Source organism: Arthrobacter sp. B055-34 (assembly GCF_059090425.1).
Genome location: NZ_JBNHFQ010000002.1, coordinates 307,067 through 326,029 on the forward strand (window position 1 = coordinate 307,067; position 18,963 = coordinate 326,029).

At 64.1% G+C, this 18,963-nt stretch carries 18 protein-coding genes and 2 pseudogenes; 11 read left to right on the plus strand and 9 right to left on the minus strand.

Annotation, left to right across the window (positions count from 1 at the left end):
- The first annotated feature begins 307 nt into the window (after positions 1–307).
- The 3 genes from AC5RWO_RS04615 (at position 308) to AC5RWO_RS04625 (ending at position 1,898) form a co-directional block, all read left to right on the plus strand.
- Positions 308–757: a hypothetical protein gene (locus AC5RWO_RS04615; protein WP_498729738.1), complete on the plus strand. Its 450-nt coding sequence runs from the start codon at positions 308–310 to the stop codon at positions 755–757.
- Between the two features lie 342 nt (positions 758–1,099).
- Positions 1,100–1,453: a hypothetical protein gene (locus AC5RWO_RS04620; RefSeq protein WP_498729739.1), complete on the plus strand. Its 354-nt coding sequence runs from the start codon at positions 1,100–1,102 to the stop codon at positions 1,451–1,453.
- A 217-nt stretch (positions 1,454–1,670) separates the two neighbouring features.
- Positions 1,671–1,898 (plus strand): hypothetical protein, encoded by a 228-nt coding sequence (locus tag AC5RWO_RS04625; RefSeq protein WP_498729740.1) that lies wholly within the window; start codon positions 1,671–1,673, stop codon positions 1,896–1,898.
- A 154-nt stretch (positions 1,899–2,052) separates the two neighbouring features.
- Here AC5RWO_RS04625 and AC5RWO_RS04630 read toward each other — a convergent pair whose 3' ends face one another.
- A complete protein-coding gene (locus AC5RWO_RS04630) occupies positions 2,053–2,478 on the minus strand; it encodes a MarR family winged helix-turn-helix transcriptional regulator (RefSeq protein ID WP_498729743.1) in 426 nt (141 codons plus the stop codon).
- A 216-nt stretch (positions 2,479–2,694) separates the two neighbouring features.
- Here AC5RWO_RS04630 and AC5RWO_RS04635 point away from each other — a divergent pair, with 216 nt between their 5' ends.
- Positions 2,695–2,997 (plus strand): DUF4193 domain-containing protein, encoded by a 303-nt coding sequence (locus tag AC5RWO_RS04635; protein WP_498729744.1) that lies wholly within the window; start codon positions 2,695–2,697, stop codon positions 2,995–2,997.
- Positions 2,998–3,086: 89 nt separating this feature from the next.
- Here the strand turns inward: AC5RWO_RS04635 and AC5RWO_RS04640 are convergent, their stop codons facing one another.
- Together AC5RWO_RS04640 and AC5RWO_RS04645 are read right to left on the minus strand one after the other, a co-directional pair.
- Entirely contained in the window at positions 3,087–3,248 is a 162-nt protein-coding gene (locus tag AC5RWO_RS04640) for a hypothetical protein (RefSeq protein ID WP_498730105.1), read from the minus strand.
- Positions 3,249–3,650: 402 nt separating this feature from the next.
- The gene (locus AC5RWO_RS04645) at positions 3,651–5,366 is read right to left on the minus strand and encodes a PucR family transcriptional regulator ligand-binding domain-containing protein (RefSeq protein WP_498729746.1); all 1,716 of its coding nucleotides are present in this window, start codon (positions 5,364–5,366) and stop codon (positions 3,651–3,653) included.
- Positions 5,367–5,459: 93 nt separating this feature from the next.
- On the opposite strand from AC5RWO_RS04645, the gene AC5RWO_RS04650 reads away from it, so the two are divergent.
- The 6 genes and pseudogenes from AC5RWO_RS04650 to AC5RWO_RS04675 form a co-directional block, all read left to right on the plus strand.
- Positions 5,460–6,989 carry an amino acid permease gene (locus tag AC5RWO_RS04650; protein ID WP_498729748.1) on the plus strand — a complete coding sequence of 510 codons (1,530 nt, stop codon included), beginning with the start codon at positions 5,460–5,462 and terminating at the stop codon, positions 6,987–6,989.
- 46 nt (positions 6,990–7,035) lie between these two features.
- A complete protein-coding gene (locus AC5RWO_RS04655; protein WP_498729749.1) occupies positions 7,036–8,742 on the plus strand; it encodes a flavin monoamine oxidase family protein in 1,707 nt (568 codons plus the stop codon).
- Positions 8,743–8,820: 78 nt separating this feature from the next.
- Entirely contained in the window at positions 8,821–9,288 is a 468-nt protein-coding gene (gene bcp, locus AC5RWO_RS04660; protein WP_498729750.1) for a thioredoxin-dependent thiol peroxidase, read from the plus strand.
- 93 nt (positions 9,289–9,381) lie between these two features.
- The gene (locus AC5RWO_RS04665; RefSeq protein WP_498729751.1) at positions 9,382–9,522 is read left to right on the plus strand and encodes a helix-turn-helix domain-containing protein; all 141 of its coding nucleotides are present in this window, start codon (positions 9,382–9,384) and stop codon (positions 9,520–9,522) included.
- Between the two features lie 21 nt (positions 9,523–9,543).
- Positions 9,544–9,852 carry a helix-turn-helix domain-containing protein gene (locus tag AC5RWO_RS04670; protein WP_498729752.1) on the plus strand — a complete coding sequence of 103 codons (309 nt, stop codon included), beginning with the start codon at positions 9,544–9,546 and terminating at the stop codon, positions 9,850–9,852.
- A gap of 36 nt (positions 9,853–9,888) precedes the next feature.
- A pseudogene (locus AC5RWO_RS04675) lies at positions 9,889–9,993 on the plus strand (IS3 family transposase); the annotation flags it as partial.
- Positions 9,994–10,055: 62 nt separating this feature from the next.
- On the opposite strand, the gene AC5RWO_RS04680 reads toward AC5RWO_RS04675, so the two are convergent.
- Both AC5RWO_RS04680 and AC5RWO_RS04685 read right to left on the minus strand, forming a co-directional pair.
- The gene (locus AC5RWO_RS04680) at positions 10,056–10,640 is read right to left on the minus strand and encodes an RloB family protein (RefSeq protein ID WP_498729753.1); all 585 of its coding nucleotides are present in this window, start codon (positions 10,638–10,640) and stop codon (positions 10,056–10,058) included.
- On the minus strand, positions 10,637–12,052 hold the full coding sequence (locus AC5RWO_RS04685) for an AAA family ATPase (protein WP_498729754.1): 1,416 nt from the start codon (positions 12,050–12,052) through the stop codon (positions 10,637–10,639). The genes AC5RWO_RS04680 and AC5RWO_RS04685 overlap by 4 nt, the downstream gene beginning before the upstream one ends.
- Positions 12,053–12,850: 798 nt before the next feature.
- Between AC5RWO_RS04685 and AC5RWO_RS04690 the strand changes: the two genes are divergently transcribed.
- Complete coding sequence (locus tag AC5RWO_RS04690) at positions 12,851–13,063, plus strand: IS3 family transposase (protein WP_498730096.1); 213 nt, start codon at positions 12,851–12,853, stop codon at positions 13,061–13,063.
- Here the strand turns inward: AC5RWO_RS04690 and AC5RWO_RS04695 are convergent.
- From AC5RWO_RS04695 to gcl, 4 genes and pseudogenes are all read right to left on the minus strand, one after another.
- Positions 12,997–14,306, minus strand: a pseudogene (locus tag AC5RWO_RS04695) (ISL3 family transposase). The gene AC5RWO_RS04690 and the pseudogene AC5RWO_RS04695 overlap by 67 nt on opposite strands.
- Positions 14,307–14,644: 338 nt before the next feature.
- On the minus strand, positions 14,645–16,000 hold the full coding sequence (gene allB / locus AC5RWO_RS04700) for an allantoinase AllB (protein ID WP_498729755.1): 1,356 nt from the start codon (positions 15,998–16,000) through the stop codon (positions 14,645–14,647).
- Complete coding sequence (locus AC5RWO_RS04705) at positions 16,001–17,173, minus strand: glycerate kinase (RefSeq protein ID WP_498729756.1); 1,173 nt, start codon at positions 17,171–17,173, stop codon at positions 16,001–16,003.
- 7 nt (positions 17,174–17,180) lie between these two features.
- Positions 17,181–18,959 (minus strand): glyoxylate carboligase, encoded by a 1,779-nt coding sequence (gene gcl, locus AC5RWO_RS04710; RefSeq protein ID WP_498729757.1) that lies wholly within the window; start codon positions 18,957–18,959, stop codon positions 17,181–17,183.
- Positions 18,960–18,963 lie beyond the last annotated feature (4 nt).

An 18,963-nucleotide genomic window follows, 5' to 3' on the forward strand; every position in this document is an offset into this window, starting at 1 on the left:
AAGCCTTCCAGCCCTCGGAGGCATGGAACTGCCGCCTGAGCGAGTACTTCAGACTCCACTATGTGAGCTCCTCAGGCGGCCCGTTTTCATATTGGTACCGGCTGATGGAAGTGTTCACGAAGGAGGTGGAAACCATTGGAACGACCGAAGGCCGATCAAGGGACCGGCGACCCGTGGGCGGCTCTGTGAGCAAGGCCACGGGCATATCAGATCGGCGATCGGAGAGGCGCCGTGGAATGCGCCAAAAACCGGTGCTCCCTGCCCTCCCGCGCGGGACAATGACAGGCACCGGTGGGAAAATGGGTTCATGAGCGTCAATGTGTCATCCCGTGAAGCGGCCGGGGACAGCTCGCCTGAGTCAACACTGCGGCTGACATCCGTGGTGGCGGTTTCGCGGGAACTCTACGCCGCTGACGCCCCGGCCAGATACACGGTCTCGGCCGCGTTTTCCCGGCGTGTCCTTCCCGCCGAAGCGAGACTGATCAAGGGACCCGCGGCCCACGAGCGGCTCACCGAGCAGGGCTACGGACACGTCAGCCTGGTGATAGACGAGGCGCGGCTGCAGATCGTCAACACCAGCCTGGAAGAGCTGAAAGCCGGCCTGGCCTCCATCATCGGTTCCCTGATCAGGGACATCAGCGAGCAGACCCGCCGGGAGCAGGAACAGCGGGACGAAGAGGTGCTGTCAAAGCAAAGGGCGGATGAGGCCCGCCGGCAGGAAATCGAGGCCCTGGCCCACGACATTTCCTTCGACTAGCTTCCGTACGGTAGCCGCTGTGCTTTTTTACCGTGGTTGCAGAACCGGGTTGTAAAGGGTTCCGCTGAGCCCGGGTTCCGGCAGTTACGCCCTTGACTCGGGGACCTGTTCCTCTGGGTCCTACTGGGTACCGGCGGGGTGAAACCGTGTGGCAACCGGCTATCTCCCGCCGGCCGTCCCTGGATCCGCAAAGCCGGTCTGCAGCGGCGGCAGCGGCCGGTATCTCATGTTTTTCCTGTCATGGAAGTCGCGTTGGCCGGGGACGACCCCTTGGAAACGCCGCCCTGTTCCCCTCCCTGCCCCGGTAGCCTGAGAAGTCGGTGCAGTATTGAGGAGAGCAAAGTGCAGGAGTTTTTCGCGGCCGGCGGTGAAGGCCACCAGGTTGATGCGTCGGTGGCCGCGTACGTCATGAACACGCTGGTCGGTCAAGGCCATTTGTCGCAGATGAACAGGATCGGGGCGATCACCGCCGTCACCGTCGACCTGAAGCCGGGCGAATTTCAGACAGTCCTTTGGGACTGGCGCGCACAGCAAGACCCGGACGTCGGCTGGATCGTTGCGGAATTCAAGACGCTGGAGCAGGCCGAGGGCTTCCATTTCGCCCTGATTCAGTCGCTGTACCACGGAGAGTTCGGCAGCAGCCTGCGCGACGAAGCCGCCCGGTTCCCCGACGCGGGGACAATCCTCCCGGGCTGAAAGCGGGGCGCCGAACGCAGATAACGGTGCTGGCGTCCGAGACGTGGCGGGCTGGAGCTTAAGAGACTTGCCACCCGGGGATGGCCGGAGACAGGTTCGCCTCCGGGTCCTGACAATACCTGCCCTGATCCGCCTGGGCTTTTCCCGTGGCGGCGCAGGAGCAAGGGGCGAACTCGCAGCCGGCTGCGGACGGCCGGCTCTGACATTTGAGGGGACAATGGATTCCATGATTGTGACGACGAAAAGGAAGATCACGGCCACCACGGCCGCGGAAGCACAGCAGTTGCTCGATATCGTCGTGGACGAGCTTCGGGGCCTTGCCGTTAAAGAGGGAACTCACGGCATCCTGGTTACCAGGACCGGACCGGGCCAGTTCACTGTTGAAATGAGCGAAGACGTGCCTTACGGCATCACAGAAGAAGCCTTGGCAGACACTACTTCCTGAACGGCTGCACCGCGGCCAGACCAAACATCAACATTAATACCGTGGCGACCTTCCGCGCAGCACGTTGCCCCTATCGGCCGTAACCGGTGAGTGTTTGTGTATCCGGTGACGATTTAGGGCACCCCGGCGGCAGGAGGGCCGGCTTCCGGCTCTGTCAGTCCCAGCGGGCGGACCCAAGCCTTCGGACAACAGTGACCAGCAGCTCCCGCAATTCCTTCGTAGCGACTTCCCCTCCCAACAGCATGTTCAGCTCAAGCTGACGGGCTTCGTCCAGCGCCCTCTTGCCCGGCTCGGAGATAGCGACCTGATGGCTGCGCCTGTCAGCCACGCCAGGTACCCGGGTCACGTGCCCGTGGGCCTCCAGCCTGGCCAGGGTCTTTCCGATGGTCTGCGCCTGCACACGGATTCCGCCAGCAAGCCGGGCCTGCGTCATCGGGCCTTGTGCGTCGAGAACTTCCAGCGCAATGAAACCCGCATGAGTCAGGCCCGCGCCGGCGAGGTTCTCATCCCAGGCATGCTCAACCAACCGGGCGGCGGTCGAGAGCAGCCGCGGCGTTGGCCAGTTATTCAGATCCGGCATCCTTCCACTATAATCAGCATGCTTACCAAAAGGGGCAGGCTTCCATACCCGGTCCACCAAGTGACTCCGCGGCCCGATATCAGCAACGCCCGCAACAGCGCATATGACAGCGTCCCACCCTTTGGATTTCACGTGGACTCTGGCTGTGGAATAACAGCCGGGTGCTGTACGTTGTACCGCGGTCATCCAATTCTGAAAGAAAAGAGAACAAGCCAAGTGGCAACCGATTACGACGAGATCCGTCCCGACGTCAAGGAGTCCCAGGAGAAGTCATTGGGGGCCGTGCAGTCCGCAAATGCACCCGGCGCCCGCAGCGTCACACTGGAACTGGATGAGGCCGACGGCTTGGACGGAGCCGGTGTCCCCGGCGGCGAGTTCATCACCGAGGAGCTCAACGTTCAGGTCATCCCGCAGGCCGACGACGAATTCACCTGCTACTCATGCTTCCTGGTCAGGCATCGCTCCCAGATCGCCCGGCAGCAGGACACCCACGCCTACTGCGCCGACTGCGAGAACTGAACCCGCCCGCGCTGCTCCACTTACCCCCGGATGGTTGCTGAGGCAAAGCCGATAACGGCGCTTACGACAAGCCTGCAGGAGCAGGAAGGCTAATCGGCCGTGCGGATGACTTTTTTGTCGACGAATTCGTCCATGCCGTACTTGCCCAGTTCGAGGCTGACGCCGGAGCGCGTGATGCCGCCGAACGGCAATTCTGCTGCCCGGCTCTTGGATGATAAGGGCCATACCGGCCTCTTGCCCGTCGGCCACACGCTGCGCCTTCTCCGGATCATCGGTGTGCACAGAGGCGCGCAGGCCGAATGGGGAGTTGTTGGCCAGCTCGATCGCTTTGGCTCGGTAGATGGTTGGAAGACCATGGCGAAAAGTCCGAAGAGTTCCTGCTTGGAAAGGAACATCGGCGGGTGGCGCCGGTTAGCACGGTCGACTGGAAGAAGGCCGAATCGCCGCCGACTTTGCCTCCGCCGGTCCAGGCGACTACGCCTTTGGCGACCGCGGCATCCACCTGCTTGGCCAGGTTGTCAGCGGCCGCTTCCGAGGACAGCGGGCTCAGCTAGGTCTTGAGATTGGTCGGATCGCCGGGGGTGGTGGCAGCGAGGCAGCTGCTGAACTCTTCAACGACCTCGTCGTAGACGTCCTTCCGATATTGGAACTAGCTATGACGGATCAGGCAGCAGATCCGGCGGGCTGTAGTTCAGTGCGATCAGGAGTTCGGCCCGCGTCTGCGCGTCGGCCAGGTCGCGTCCCAGCAGCTCCCCCACCTGGCCGATCTGCCGCCGAACACTGTTGCGGTGCAGGCCCAGCGCCTTGGCCGAGCCATCCCAACTGCCGTTCGCCTCCAGCCACGCCCGCAGCACCGCCAGCAGGGCGGAGGCGCGCTCCGGCTCCAGCTGCCGCAGCGGGCTGAAGCTCCGGTTGAACAGCATCGACCCGGCCTCCGGACCCAGCAGGCCGGTGACGGAGAACTCGATCTGGTCAGCCCTGACACTGCGCCCGGCAATCTGTGCCTGCTGCCGCAGCGACGTGGCCCGATGGTAGGCCTCGGGCAGCTCCGGCAGTTCGGCCGTATCGGAGATGACAAGGTGCCAGCCAAGTTTCTCCACCTCTGCCACCACCGCGTCGTCCACCCGCAGCCTTGTGATGGCGGCGAACCCGTAGTCGGTGCTTTCCACCAGCTTCGTGTCGAAGATCCGCCGCCACTGCAGCAGTCCGCGGACCGGATCCTCGCCTCCTGTCCCGTGCGAGGCGCCCGCTTTTTCCGTTGGTTCCAGAGCCGGCCCGCCCGCCCGGAAGCCCTGAACCACACGGAGTTCAGCATGGCGTGGCGCGGCCACACTTTGCGCCACCAGCCTGCCGACCGCCTGCGAGTGCCGGGACCCCGCCGTCGTTGTTTCCGGGTGCAGCAGCAGTGCCGTTGCCAGTTGGCTGGGTGCCAGAGAGCCGACAGTACGTTGACGCAGCAAGGCTTCCAACAGCCCGACGGCGGTCTCGACAATGTTCCTCTCCACCGGTTCCAGCGGGTTCCCCGCACCGACAACCAGGGCCCCCAGGTTCGCGTCCCGGGTGCTGCGGAGCGGATACCCCACCACCCGCCGAGCCCCGGGCGCGTCAAAGCTTTCCAGTTCGACCCGCGGACCGCTGCCGGCGAAGAGCCTGGCTAGCATCGGTTCCAGTTCCGCGGCCTCGGGCACGCCGACTTGCAGTGGCGCGGGGACGGCGCGCGAGCGGACGCGCCGGTTGGCGCCGACCAGCACTGCCCACACCGGGACGTTCCGCACCAGCGCCTCCAGCAGTTCGGCCTCGGGACGCGGAGTCAGCACGGCGCGCATCAGCTGCCTGTTTGCTTCCGAGAGCAGGCGCAGCACCCTGAGGTTCTCCGCCTCCAGCAGCCGGGCGAATTCGAGCCCCAACGCGGCAAAGGGAACTTCTTCCGGAATCGCCACCAGCGTCAGGGAGTGCTTGCGGCAGGCCTCGGCCAGGGTCTGGGGGACGTCGCTGAAGTAGGGGCTGATACCGAAACCAAGGGCGCAGACTTTCGCCTGCACCAGCCGTTCGATGTACCGGTCCACGGCTTCGGGGGTCCCGCCGTCGTCGAGGAACGGGAGTCCGGCGGTCAGGACGAATTCGCCCTCCAGCAGGTACGGGGCGGGGTCCTCCAGCTCGCTCGGCTCGACCCACCGGACCAGGGCCGGTTCCGTAGCGCCCTGCCGGCCGTCGTGGACCACCGTCAGGGTGTCCGGCAGCCGGTCCAGGAAGCGTTCCAGCGAGACCGCCGCGAAGGCTCCGGCCGTGCTGCCGCTAAACTGGTCGGCGCCCGCCGGTACAGGCCGGGCGTCCTCCCCGCCACCGGCGGATGGTGCAGAATGTCTCATGCGAGAAGAGTGTAGGTCATTTTGCCCCAGCTTGTTAGCTGTCTCACATGGCACGCTGGTGGAACGGAAGAAGCCTCCAGATTGGAACCGAGAATGATCGACACCCCTCCCGCAACGAAGCGCCGGGGCCTGCCCCTGGGCAGCCAGTTGCTGCGACGCAAGCCGCTCGGCCAGATGCTCAACGAGGCCGGTACCGGCGCTGACGGCAGTTCCGGCGGCCCCCGCCTGAGGCGCAGCCTCGGCGTTTGGCAGCTGACCATGATCAGCGTCGGCGCCACCCTGGGCACCGGCATCTTCGTAGTCCTCGGCGCCTCGGTTCCGCTGGCCGGACCCGCCATCTGGATCTCGTTCCTGGTGGCGGGCTTCGCGGCGCTGCTCTCCGCCATTTCCTACGCGGAGATGGCCGGCGCGGTCCCCGTCTCCGGCTCCAGCTACTCCTACACATACGCCACCATGGGTGAAGGAATCGCCTGGATCTGCGGCTGGTGCCTGGTCCTCGAATACGCGGTCTCCGTGGCTGCGGTGGCGGTCGGCTCCGCCGAGTACGTCAACGAGATGCTGCAGACGTTTGGCCTGGCGCTGCCGGCCGCGATTGCCGCCCCGCCCGGCGCCGAAGGCGGGGTGCTGAACCTTCCGGCGGTCGCCGTCGTTGTCCTGGCGATGGTCCTGCTGGTGCGCGGCGCCAAGGAAAGCGCCTGGGTGAACACCGTCATGGTGGTCATCAAGATCGCTGTGCTGCTCATGTTCATCGCCATCGCGTTCACGGCCTTCCGCGCCAGCCACTTCGAAACCCTGATGCCGATGGGCGTGGCCGGCATGTCAGCGGCAGCGTCGCGCCTGTTCTTCTCCTACATCGGTTTCGACGCCGCCTCCACCGCCGGCGAGGAAGCCAAGAACCCGCAGCGTGATCTTCCCCGCGCCATCATCGCGTCGATGGTCATCATCACCGGCATCTACATCCTCGTCGCCGTCGCCGCCATAGGCGCCCGCGAGTGGACCTGGTTCGACGGTACGGAAGCCGCCTTGGTGCAGATCCTGCAGGAGCTGACCGGCAACCCGTGGATGGCGCTGGTCTTCGCCGTCGGCGCCGTGGTGGCGATCGCGAGCATTGTGCTCACCGTGCTGTACGGCCAGACGCGGATCCTGATGTCTATGTCCCGGGACGGCCTGGTACCCAAGGTCTTCGGCCGCGTCTCGCCGCGGACCGGAACTCCCGTGGCGGGGACGTTGATCGTCGGCAGCGCCGTCGCGCTCACGGCCGGACTGGTCCCGCTCGGCGAGCTGGCGGATGCCACCAGCATCGGTACGCTCTTCGCCTTCGCGCTGGTCAACCTCTCCGTGATCTACCTCCGCCGCTCCCGGCCGAACCTGCCGCGGACCTTCCGGGTACCGTTCTATCCACTGACCCCGATTCTGGGTACCGTCATGTGTATCTACCTCATGGCGAACCTCGGCTCCAGCACCTGGTGGGTCTTCGCGGTGTGGATGCTGGTAGGCGCCGCCGCCTACTTCGGCTACGGCCGCCGCCACTCCCGGGTGGCGCAGCTAAGCCGCAACGATTACGAATACCTTTCCGCCCAGGATCCCGCCGCCGAGCCCGCACCGTCGGCAGCCGGCCGCTGATTCCCGGCCCCTTCCCCACCACCCGAGCAACCGAAAGCTAAGCACCATGACACTGGCCACCGAACTCCACGCCCCGGCCGCCGCGGACGAGAATCCGATCACCATGCTGAACCCGGACTTCCCGTTCAGCTACGACCACTACCTCGCCCACCCCGCCGGGCTGGGTTCCGTCCCGGAGCACCTGCACGGAACGGAAGTGGCCGTGGTGGGCGCCGGGCTGTCCGGACTGGTGACGGCGTACGAGCTGATGAAACTGGGGCTGAAGCCGGTTGTCTATGAGGCCGGCTCGATCGGCGGCAGGCTGAAGACGGCCGCATTCCCCGGGGCTCCCGACGTCGTTGCGGACCTGGGCGGCATGCGCTTCCCGGTTTCCGGCAGGGCCTTCTACCACTACGTGGACAAGCTCGGGCTGGAAACCACCGAGTTCCCCAACCCGCTGTCCGGGCCCACTACCAGCACTGTCATCGAGCTGGGCGGGCAGAAACACTACGCCGAGCAGCCCGAAGACCTGCCGGAGTTCTTCTGCGAGGTGGCCGATGCGTGGAAGGCGGCGCTGCGCGAGCACGCGTCCTTCGACGAGATGCAGCAGGCCATCCGGAAACGCGACACCGCCCGCATCAAGGAACTGTGGAACGCGATGCTGCCGGAGTTCGACGAGCAGACATTCTACGGATTCATCGCCGCCAGCCGCGCCTTCAAGGCCGCCGGATTCGAACACCGCGAGGCATTCGGCCAGGTCGGTTTCGGCACCGGCGGCTGGGACACGGATTTCCCCAACTCCATCCTGGAAATCCTGCGCGTGGTCTACACCGACGCCGACGACCTGCATCGGGGCATCGTCGGCGGAGCCCAGCGGCTGCCGGAAGCGCTCTGGAACCACGCACCCGAGGACTGTGCCTTCTGGCCGGCCGGGACCTCGCTGGCCAGTCTCCACCGCGGCAGCGCCCGCGGTGCCGTGGCAAGCATTACCCGCGCCGCCCCCACCGACGAAAATCCCGACGGCGACATCGTCATCGCGGACAAATGGGGCCACAGTGCCAGCTACCGCTCGGCGGTAGTGACCTGCCAGACGTGGCTGCTCTCCACCCGGATCCACACCGAGGAAGCGCTCTTCGAGCCGGGCCTGTGGACCGCCATCGAGCGCAACCACTACATGCAGTCCTCCAAAACCTTCGTGATGGTGGACCGGCCGTTCTGGAAGGACCGCGACCCGGCGACCGGCCGCGAAGTGCTCAGCATGACCCTGACCGACCGGCTCCCCCGCGCCACCTACCTGCTGGACAACGGGCCGGATAAGCCGGCGGTCATCCTGCTCTCCTATACCTGGAACGACGACGCCCTGAAGTGGCTTTCGCTCGATGCCGACGAGCGGGTCCGGCTGATGCTGCACTCGCTGGCGCAGATCTATCCCGAAGTGAATATCGCCTCGCACATTGTCGGCGAGCCGATCACCGTCTCCTGGGAGGCCGACCCGAACTTCATGGGTGCGTTCAAAGCCAACCTGCCCGGCCATTACCGCTACCAGCAGCGGTTGTTCACGCACTTCAAGCAGGACCAACTGCCTGCCCGGCAGCGCGGCATCTTCCTCGCTGGGGACGACGTTTCCTTCACGGCGGGCTGGGCAGAGGGTGCCGTGACGACGGGACTGAATGCGGTCTGGGGCGTGGTCAACCACCTCGGCGGCAAGTGCGCGGAAGACAACCCGGGACCCGGCGAGCTGCTGGCGGAGCTGGGCCCGGTCACTCTGGACTAAGGTGGTCCGTAGAGAATAGACTGGAAAAAGTTCTCGCAATGCAATAAAGAACTTCCGCAATACGAAAAGGACTGCTCCATGACGCAACTCCAGCCAGGAACCCCCGCCCCGTCCTTCACGCTGCCCGATGCCTCCGGCAGCAAGGTGTCGCTGGCCGACTACGCCGGCCGCAATGTGGTGGTCTACTTCTACCCGAAGGCCGCCACCCCGGGCTGCACCACGGAAGCGTGCGATTTCCGCGACAACCTGAACTCGCTGCAGGCCGCCGGTTTCGACGTCGTCGGCATCTCCCCTGACGCGCCCGAAGCGCTTCAGGACTTCGCCGAGGCCGAGTCACTGACCTTCCCGCTCCTCTCTGACACCGGCAACGAGGTGGCCAAGGCCTACGGCTCGTTTGGCGAGAAGGAGTTCAACGGCAAGACGTTCACCGGCACGCTGCGCAGCACCGTCGTCGTCGATCCTGAGGGCAACGTCCGCCTGGCCGAGTACAACGTGGACGCCAAGGGCCACGTGGCACGGCTGCGCGAATCGCTCGGCGTGAACTGACACCCCAGCTAATACTGATGGAGGCCTTCCCCCGCTGAACTGCTCGCCGAAAGTTGGACTGAGAATTTAGTTCTAATTTTCGGGGAGCAGTTTATGTATAAGGTCAGTTCGTTATCCGAGGAGCAACGCGAGGCCGCGGTAGCGTTGTTTGAAACCGGCTGGGGTGCTAAAGCTGTAGCGACGAGGCTCGGGGTGGGCGAGCAAGCGATCCTCCGGTTACACGACCGATGGTGAGTTCGCGGAGGTACGACGCTGGTGACCAAACCAACGAAGCGGTTGTTCTCGTTCGAGTTCAAACTCGAAACTATGCAGCGGTATCTTTCAGGAGAGGGCAGGGTCGCCCTAACGAAAGAGCTCCAGCTGTCCTCTCCGCAGCTGATCGATAGGTGGGCTCGTCAATACCGAAGCGAGGGCGAAGACGGACTACGCCCGGAGCCGAAGGGCCACCCGAGAACAAATCCCGGGACCGCGCAAAAACCCGAATCAGAATTACAGCGAATGCCCCGGATCCTCCGGTTGATCTCAAAGCCGCAATTATCAAGGTTTTCAAAGGCGTCGCACTGAGCAAGCGTGCGTGGTAGAAGAGTTCTTCCTTTGGCGCAGCAGCTGAAGGAATACATCCGCTGGTACAACACCGAAAGGATCTCGACAAAACTCAAGAGTTTGAGCCCGGTGCAATACCATGCTCAGACCCTTGCGGCGTAGGCTCTTACTTGGCCAGTCCAACTTTCGAGGACCAGTTCACCAGGGGAAGGCCTCCCGATAGTTTAGGAGCGCACAAGATAGTCCAGGAGTTCATGCATGGCACTGGACGGGCACGAGCCAATGCAGCCACAACAGGATGCCCTGTCCGCGGCCAGCGCTCGCTCGGAGGCACGGGGGAACTCGTTTACCGGGAACGATGCGGACACCGACTTACCGTTGTGCCCAGCTTCCTTCAGAAGGCGCTGAATGGCTGCGCCAGAGTCGGCTCGACGATGATCCTGCATATGCCAAAGAAGCCAAATCTCGAAGCAGGGATTCGACACTACGATGCGAATATTCTGCGCGGCGGCCTCAGCTATACCCTCTACCAAAGTAGTGTGTTCATCCACGTCCACAACTACCCATACGGAGTCGTAGGTTTCATCATCTGCATCCCGCTTCGACACTGCAGCCTTGACCACGCTGAGCGGATCCCGGCCGATCCCCTTGACAGCAGTCGGCCAATGATGGACCCCCTTCGTCCTCAAATATTGCCCAAGAAGCTCAAAGTACTGCTTTTCCGTCTGAGTTCCTTCAGTAACAACAAGTACCCGGGTACGCTCTCGACGTTTCTTAGGTTTTCGGCCTATGTCCCGGTTGGGCTTCACACTTCTCCAACTTTCGAGGGGACTGACGGCCTGACCAAGTCTGACGCCAGTGACGGCACTACAGCAGGAATTGCCCCATATCGTCCCGCCAAATACTTTCGTGCAAAGTTTTCGTTGGTACGAGTGGAAAAGTCCGCCAGTGAATATAGGTCAGTCGTACCTTCTGTTTTCTCGGTAAACCACACCTCGTCATCGCGGAGTGGCGTCAGTGAGGTCGGTGATAGGTAGTAAGTGTCGTGCGTGGTGAATATGATCTGGGCCCCATTGGGGTTCGTTTCTGGATCCCGGAACATTTGCAGAAGGGCTTGGGCGAGCTGGGGGTGAAGACTGGCATCAAGCTCGTCGACTAGGAGCACACGACCTTTCCGCAGGCATTCCAATGCGGGAACGGCCAGGGCTAGCCATGACATGGTTCCAGTGCTTTGCACGTGCTCGCTCAGAACAAAGTCTTTACCGCCGTAGCCGACGTGGCGAAACTCCAAGTTCCTCTGCAGCGTGTCCTCAAGCTCTGCGCTTATGGAGTCATCCGAATCATCGGACTCCACATGTTCTGACCTATCATCATCGTCCTTGGAGTCCTCATCGGATAGGTCGACAGCCATGATCGCTTTCATGATTCTACGCATGCGCTCAGGCATCTCTTCTGTTGCTACCTCCACATTAGAGATTCCCACGTCAGCCATACGAAGGAGCGCGATGATATCCGAAAATAGAACCTCACCAGAAATCAGTCCTGCAGTAATTTCACCGACGCGATTACGTCGGTCGACTTCGCTGAAGCGTGTGACCACGATACCGTCTGTCAGCTGCTCGTGAAAGTTCATGAGAAATGGATGCTGCATGGCGGCAGCCTTCGACAGAAAAAGCTCAGTTTTTCCCGTGGCTCTAACGATGTTTGCTGAACCGCCCCTGAAAGATGGGCCGAACTTATATCCGTCTTGGTGATGAGGATTGCGTTCGAAGAGAATGCGGGGACGGCCCTCCGGGTATGAGTACATCCACTCCGTTTCGACTCTTTGTCCCAACGTGGAAAAACCATATTCGTAACGAACGTCGTCAATTACAACATCGACAGAGTAGCTGGAGGGCCGATTTTTTGAATCTTCATCCAAGGCAAAAGGCTGATGAGGAACACCTTTGTTCTTGCCGGTCCAGTATGTCGCCGAGTATGCGACTGCGTTTCTAAAAAAGGAAAGAGCGTTAATGATCGTCGACTTGCCGGAAGCGTTAGCGCCATATATGCCGCACATCCGCAAGGTCGAGTCGGACCAGCTGGTCGCGGGAAGCACGCCCTTGTGCTGCGACGACAGGAGGGAAAGCTCCACTTCGTGGCGGATGCTTCGATGGTTTTCTACTCTAAAACGTAGGAGTATCACAAGGACAGTATCAATCCCGTGGCTGTTTTTGTCCATTTTTGTCCAGGAGCGGCGTGAAGTACGCATTCGTTTAGGATTTTGGCGCAACGTTCTGTCGGACTGGCAGTACGTGCTCCCGCAGGCGGAACCCGGCGCCGTCTACTGAACTGATCTTTGCGGAGTCCCTCTCCCCAACGCCAACCGTCCGTTCACGCATCTGCCGGAATAGCAAAGGGCCGCTAGACCCCTGACGATTCAGGGCTTCTCTTAGCGTGGTCCTGGTTCGCCTCCATCGGCGCTGCCCCGGCTGATGGTTCAGTCGGTTAGGTGTGGCGATTTCTACCGAACTGGCTACTGGTTATGGCGGGAACCGTGCCAGGACCGCCTACTTCCGAGCGCGGCCTTAGAAGATTGCGGCCCGTATGCTGGGGCCGCAATCAACCCCGATCAGGCCACGGCCAGAGCATTGCCGTCTTGCCGGCTCTCCGTGGTTCGTGGTGAAAACGGGTACCGGGCCAGTTATGTGAAGGGCCCGTAGCCCTGCTGTGATGGATGTTCTCGACGCATTCATCACTGACAGGAACTACGAGCCTTGACCGAGCTTACTGCCGCGCGCCCCGATGCTGCCACCGCGATCTTCAACCTGCCCGATTACCGGGTTCTCCACGCCGACATCCTGACCTTCGGCCAGCGCCCAGGACTCCTGACATGGCGACACTTCGGGACGGCGACAAGCCACTCGTGCACTCGGATCAGGGTTTTCAGTACCAGCACGTCTCGTGGCGGAAACTCCTGAAGGACGCCGGCGCCGTCCAATCGACGTCCCGCAAGGGCAACTGCTATGACAACGCGGTGATGGAGAACTTCTTCGGACACCGCAAGGAAGAACTCTTCAACCACGCACGCTTCCTCAGTAGCGACGCCTTGGTGCAGCAGCTGAAGGAATACATCCGCTGGTACAACGCCGAAAGGATCTCGACAAAACTCAAGAGTTTGAGGGCTCATCGGAATCGAGAGTGTAATCCGGGTCTGAGTCCTCCGGCTTCGAGTAGTGATCTGGCGATGTAGTTGGTTAGGTTGCGGAATCCGAGGGCTGAGCCGCGGAGGTGTTCGAGTCGCCCTGTTAATCGCCTCGGTGGGGCCGTTGCTGGTCCCTGGTCGGTCGAAGAACGCCAGAATGTCGGGCGCACGTCGCTTCAAGGTCCGGCCGAGCGTGATCAGCTCTGTCAGTACGGCGGGAACTGAGCGGCTGAGGGCATGGATCACTGCTTGCATAATCTTCTTCCCGGCTTTCCTATCCGGTTCCCTGTAGGCGCTGATCATGCGTTGGTAGATGCCCCAGGTCGCTTCGACCTCGACGTGCCTGTCATCGGTGAACAAGTCCGTGAGCCGTGCGGTCTGCTTCTCGGTGAGCAGCCCGGCGCCGGTGTGCAGCGTCCTTCTGGATTGGTAGAGCGATTCGCCCGCGCGGCCGCGGTGCCCGTGTATCTGCTGCTGGACCCGCTGCCGGCACCAGTCCAGGGCGTCGCCGGCCAAGCGGACGACATGGAAGGGATCCATCACCGGTGCCGCGTCGGGCAGCTCTTCGGCGGCGGCTGTCTTGAAGCCTGTGAACCCGTCCATGGCCACGACCTCGATCCCGTCCCGCCACTGCTGAGGCCGGTCGCCGAGCCACTGTTTGGACACCTGCTTCGAGCGGCCCTCGACCATGTCCAGCAAGCGCGCCGGTCCCGTGCCGTCCCGGATCGGGTGAGGTCGATGATCACGGTGACGTACTTGTCCCCGCGCCGGGTATGGCGCCAGACGTGCTCGTCCACGCCGATGACCCTCACGCCGTCAAAGCGGGCTGGATCATCGATGAGCACGCGCTTGCCTTCTGCCAGGACAGCGTTGTTGGCGGTATGCCATGACACTCCCAGGCCTGCCGCGATCCGGTTGACGGTGAGGTGGTTGATGACGATGCCTTCCAGCGCCCACCGCAGCCCCTGGCGGGAGATTTTCGCTCGTGGCTCGGCTGATTTGGAAGTATCTTGCCGCCACGTCCGCCCGCAGCCGGTGCACCGGTGCGACGGACCCGCACCAACAACGTCGTCGGCCGCCAGCCGAAGGGCTCATGCGCGAGTCTTCGCTTCACGGTATCCCTGGGCATGCCTGGAGAACCGCAGCCATGGCACCAGTCGTCCGGGTCATTCACCCGGCACTCCAGTACCACGTACCCGGTACGCACTTGCTGACCGACGGCTTCCAGACCGAGTTCATCGAGACGGCAGAAGGTGGTCAGGTCAGGAGCATCGAAGGTAGCGTTGGGCATGTCGAGGTCTTTCGGACAGTGTAGGAACTTCCATCATCGAAAGACCTCGACTTTTATCCGGGCACCGACGCGCCAACGCTATTTACACCCTCGATTCCGATGAGCCAGTTTGAGCCCGGTGCAATACATGCTCAGACCCTTGCAGCGTAGGCTCTTTCTTGGCCAGTCCAACTTTCGAGGACCAGTTCACGAGGGGAAGGCCTCCATTTTCTTGCCTGCGTTCAGTATCCAGCGCTGGCAGCATTTTGGTCGGCAGACCGGGACCGTAGCCGCGGCCTGCCGGGCTTAGAGGGACGACGCCGGAGGGGCGCCGCGGAGGGGCGGATCGGCCCCGGACTTCAGGCGGTGCCGCGGCGGATCAGCCGGCCGGTGGGCGTCTCGCCGTCGATCTCCGCGCCGCGCAGGAACGTCCGACGGACGACGCCGGCCAGCGGCTTGCCGTCGTAGGGCGTGATCGGGTTCTTGTGCTTGAGCTTCTTCGCGTCCACCACGAAGCTCGCGTCAGCCGCGAAGACGGAGAAGTCGGCGTCGTAACCCAGCGCCAGCTGGCCCTTCCGCGTCATCCGCGCAAGCTCGGCCGGGCGGCGGGACATCCAGTCCACTACCTGTTCCAGCGGGATCCCCCGCTGCCGGGCCTCGGTCCAGATCAGCGAGATCCCCAGCTGCAGCGAGGCAACGCCGCCCCAGGCCACGCCGAAGTCGCCGTTCTCCAGGTCCTTCAGGTCCAAGGTGCTGGGCGAATGGTCCGAGACGATGCAGTCGATGATGCCGTCCTCGAGGCCCTTCCACAGCAACTCCCGGTTGGATGCCTCGCGGATGGGCGGGCAGCACTTGAACGCCGTCGCGCCGTTCGGGATTTCTTCTGCCAGCAGCGTCAGGTAGTGCGGGCACGTCTCCACGGTGAGCTTCACGCCGTCGCGCTTGGCACTGGCGATCATCGGCAGCGCGTCCGAGGAGGACAGGTGCAGGATGTGGGCGCGGGCGCCGGTCCAGCGGGCCCGCTCGATCACCTCGGCAATGGCCACATTCTCCGCGCCGCGCGGGCGGGAGGCCAGGAAACGCTGGTACTGGTCGCCCTCGGCATGCGGCGCACGCTCGATGGCCCGCGAATCCTCGGCGTGGACGATCATCAGCGAGTCGAAGTTCTTCAGCTCCGCCATGTCCTTTTCCATCTCGTCCGCGTCCAGCGGCGGGAACTCGTCCACGCCGGAGTGCAGCAGGAAGCACTTGAAGCCGAAGACGCCCTCGTCGTGCAGCGGCCGCAGGTCTCCGGTGTTGCCGGGCACGGCCCCGCCCCAGAAGCCCACGTCCACAAAGGCCTGATCCCGGGCGGCGTTGCGCTTTTCCTCCAACGCGGCGGCGTTGACCGTGGGCGGGATGCTGTTGAGCGGCATGTCGATAATGGTGGTCACGCCGCCGGCGGCAGCGGCCCGGGTGGCGGAGGCGAAACCCTCCCACTCGGTGCGGCCCGGCTCGTTGACGTGCACGTGCGTGTCCACCAGCCCGGGGATCAGCGTCTCGTCGGCGGCGAGCTCAAGAATCTCGCGGCCGCGCAGCCCATTGCCCAGCGGTTCGATGGCCACTATCGAGCCATCCCGCACGCCGACCTCTCGTGCGGCGACCCCCGCCGTCGTCAGGATCCGCTCGCCCCGAATGACCAGGTCGTATTCCCGTGAAGTTCCTTCGCCGCCCACTTATGCTCCCCTCTGAGCTTCCAGTTCCCTGCCGCCCGCGGTATCACCCGCCAGCAGCCGCCGTCCGATCTCCGCGCCGATGCGTTCGAGCAGCCTGCCCGCCTCGGTCATGCAGACGGAGACGTCACTTTCAAGATCCGTCAGGGCGTACGTTTGCGCAAGCCCTGCCGATTCCAACTGAGTGTCCGACAAAAGTGTACGGCCGCAGACCGCGAAAACGGGCACGCCGGCCGCCGCGGCTTCAGTGGCCACACCGATAGGCGTCTTGCCCTCCAGGCTCTGGGTATCCAGGCTGCCCTCGCCCGTGATCACCAGGTCCGCCCCGGCGAGTTTGTCCCGCAGGCCGGTCAAATCAATAACGACGTCGATGCCGCGCCTCCGCTGCGCCTCCAGCACTGCCAGTGCCGCGAAACCAACGCCGCCGGCGGCACCGGAGCCGGGCAGGTGCGCCATGGCGGCCGTGCCCGCTCCCAGTTCGGGCCCGAGGACCCGCACAAACTGGGCCAGGGCGGCGTCCAGCGTTGCCACGTCCTCCGCCGAGGCGCCCTTCTGCGGGCCGAAGACCGCGGCGGCACCGTTCTCGCCCAGCAGCGGGTTGTCCACATCCGAGGCGAGCACGAAGGAAACCCTGGCCAGCCGCGGATCCAGGCCGGACAGGTCCACCTCGGCGAGCCGCGCCAAAGCCGCGCCGCCGCGCGGAAGGAAGCGTCCACCGTCGTCCTTCAGGATGGCACCCAGGCCTTGGAGCAGCCCGGCGCCGCCGTCGGTGCAGGCGCTGCCGCCCACGCCGAGGACGATGCTGGTGCAGCCCAGGTCCAGGGCCGCGCTGATCAGTTCCCCGGTGCCGCGGCTGGTGGCGGTGAGTGCCTGCAGCCGGCCGCCGGGCAGCACATCCAGCCCGGAGGCCGCGGCCATTTCGATCACGGCCTGTTGGCCCTTGACCGCGATGGCCGCCTCCAGCGGCATGCCGGTCGGTCCGGCAACGGTGGCGAGATGCCGCGTGCACCCGGCGCCGACGGCGGCCTGAAGGGTGCCTTCTCCGCCGTCGGCCACGGGAACGTTGGTGACCTGGATGTCCGGGGCGACCGCCCGCAGGCCCCGCTCCACCGCCGCGGCCACTTCCGGGGCGGTGAGCGAGCCCTTGAACTTATCCGGTGCAATCACCACTTTCATGGCAGGTTCAGCCCTGCAGAGCCATGATGGCGGTGGGAGCGTCGGCAGCGGTCTCGGCCACGCCTTCGAACTCGTTCACGTTGTCCAGTTCGGTGCCCATGGAGATGTTGGTGACGCGTTCCAGGATGACCTCCACGATCACCGGCACCTTGTACTCGGCCATCAGCGCGCGGGCCTTGTCGAAGGCGGCGGAGAGGTCTTCCGGGTTCTCCACCCGCACGGCCTTGCAGCCCAGGCCCTCGGCCACCTTGACGTGGTCCACGCCGTAGCCGTTCATCTCCGGGGAGTTCACGTTCTCGAAGGCCAGCGAGACGTGGTAATCCATCTCGAAGCCGCGCTGGGACTGGCGGATCAGGCCCAGGTAGGAGTTGTTGACCACCACGTGGATGTACGGCAGCTGGAACTGCGCGCCCACGGCCAGCTCTTCGATCATGAACTGGAAGTCGTAGTCGCCGGACAGGGCCACCACGGTCTCGTCCGGCTTGCCGCGCACCACACCGAGGGCGGCCGGAGCGGTCCAGCCCAGCGGGCCGGCCTGGCCGGCGTTGATCCAGCGGCGCGGGCCGAACACGTGCAGCAGCTGTGCGCCGGCGATCTGCGACAGGCCGATGGTGGACACGTAGGTGGTGTCCTCGCCGAAGGCCTTGTTCATCTCCTCGTACACGCGCTGCGGCTTGATCGGCACGTTCTCGAAGTGGGTCTTGCGCTGCAGCTTGCCCTTGCGCTCGGCGCATTCGCCCGCCCAGCCGGAGTAGTCCGGCAGCTTGCCGGCGGCCTTGCGTTCCTTGGCAACCTCGAGCAGGATTTCCAGTGCGGCGCTGGCGTCCGAGGTGATGCCCAGGTCCGGCGCGAAGACGCGGCCGATCTGGGTGGGCTCGATGTCGATGTGCACAAACTTGCGGCCCTTGGTGTAGGTGTCCAAGCCGCCGGTGTGGCGGTTGGCCCACCGGTTGCCGATGCCGATCACAAAGTCGGAAGCCAGCATGTTCTCGTTGCCGTAGCGGTGCGAGGTCTGCAAGCCCGCCATGCCGGCCATCAGGCGGTGGTTGTCCGGAATGGTGCCCCAGCCCATCAGGGTGGGGATGACCGGGATGTTAAGCAGTTCGGCCAGTTCCACCAGCTGCGCGGAAGCGCCGGCATTGATGATGCCGCCGCCGGCCACGATCAGCGGGCGCTCCGCTGCGGTGAGCATGTCCAGCGCCTTTTCGGCCTGCTTGCGCGAGGCCTTCGGCTTCTCCACCGATAGCGGCTCGTACGTGTCGATGTCGAACTCGATCTCGGCCATCTGCACGTCGATGGGCAGGTCCAGCAGCACCGGTCCGGGACGGCCGGAGCGCATCAGCTGGAAGGCCTTCTGGAACGCGCCGGGAACCTGCGCCGGCTCCAGGATGGTCATGGCCATCTTCGTCACCGGCTTCGCGATGGTCTCGATATCCACCGCCTGGAAGTCTTCCTTGTGCAGCTTTGCCACCGGCGCTTGGCCGGTGATGCAGAGGATCGGCACGGAGTCGGCCCAGGCCGCGTACAGCCCGGTGATCATGTCGGTGCCGGCGGGGCCGGAGGTGCCCACGCAGATGCCGATGTTGCCGTCGGCGGCGCGGGAGTAGCCGTCGGCCATGTGCGACGCGCCCTCAACGTGGCGGGCCAGCGTGTGGCGGATGCCGCCGTGGGCGCGCATGGCGGAGTAGAAGGGGTTGATGGCCGCCCCGGGCAGGCCGAACGCCTCGGTGGCGCCCTCCTTTTCCAGGATGGCGATGGCAGCGTCTACGGTGCGCATCTTGGTCATGGGA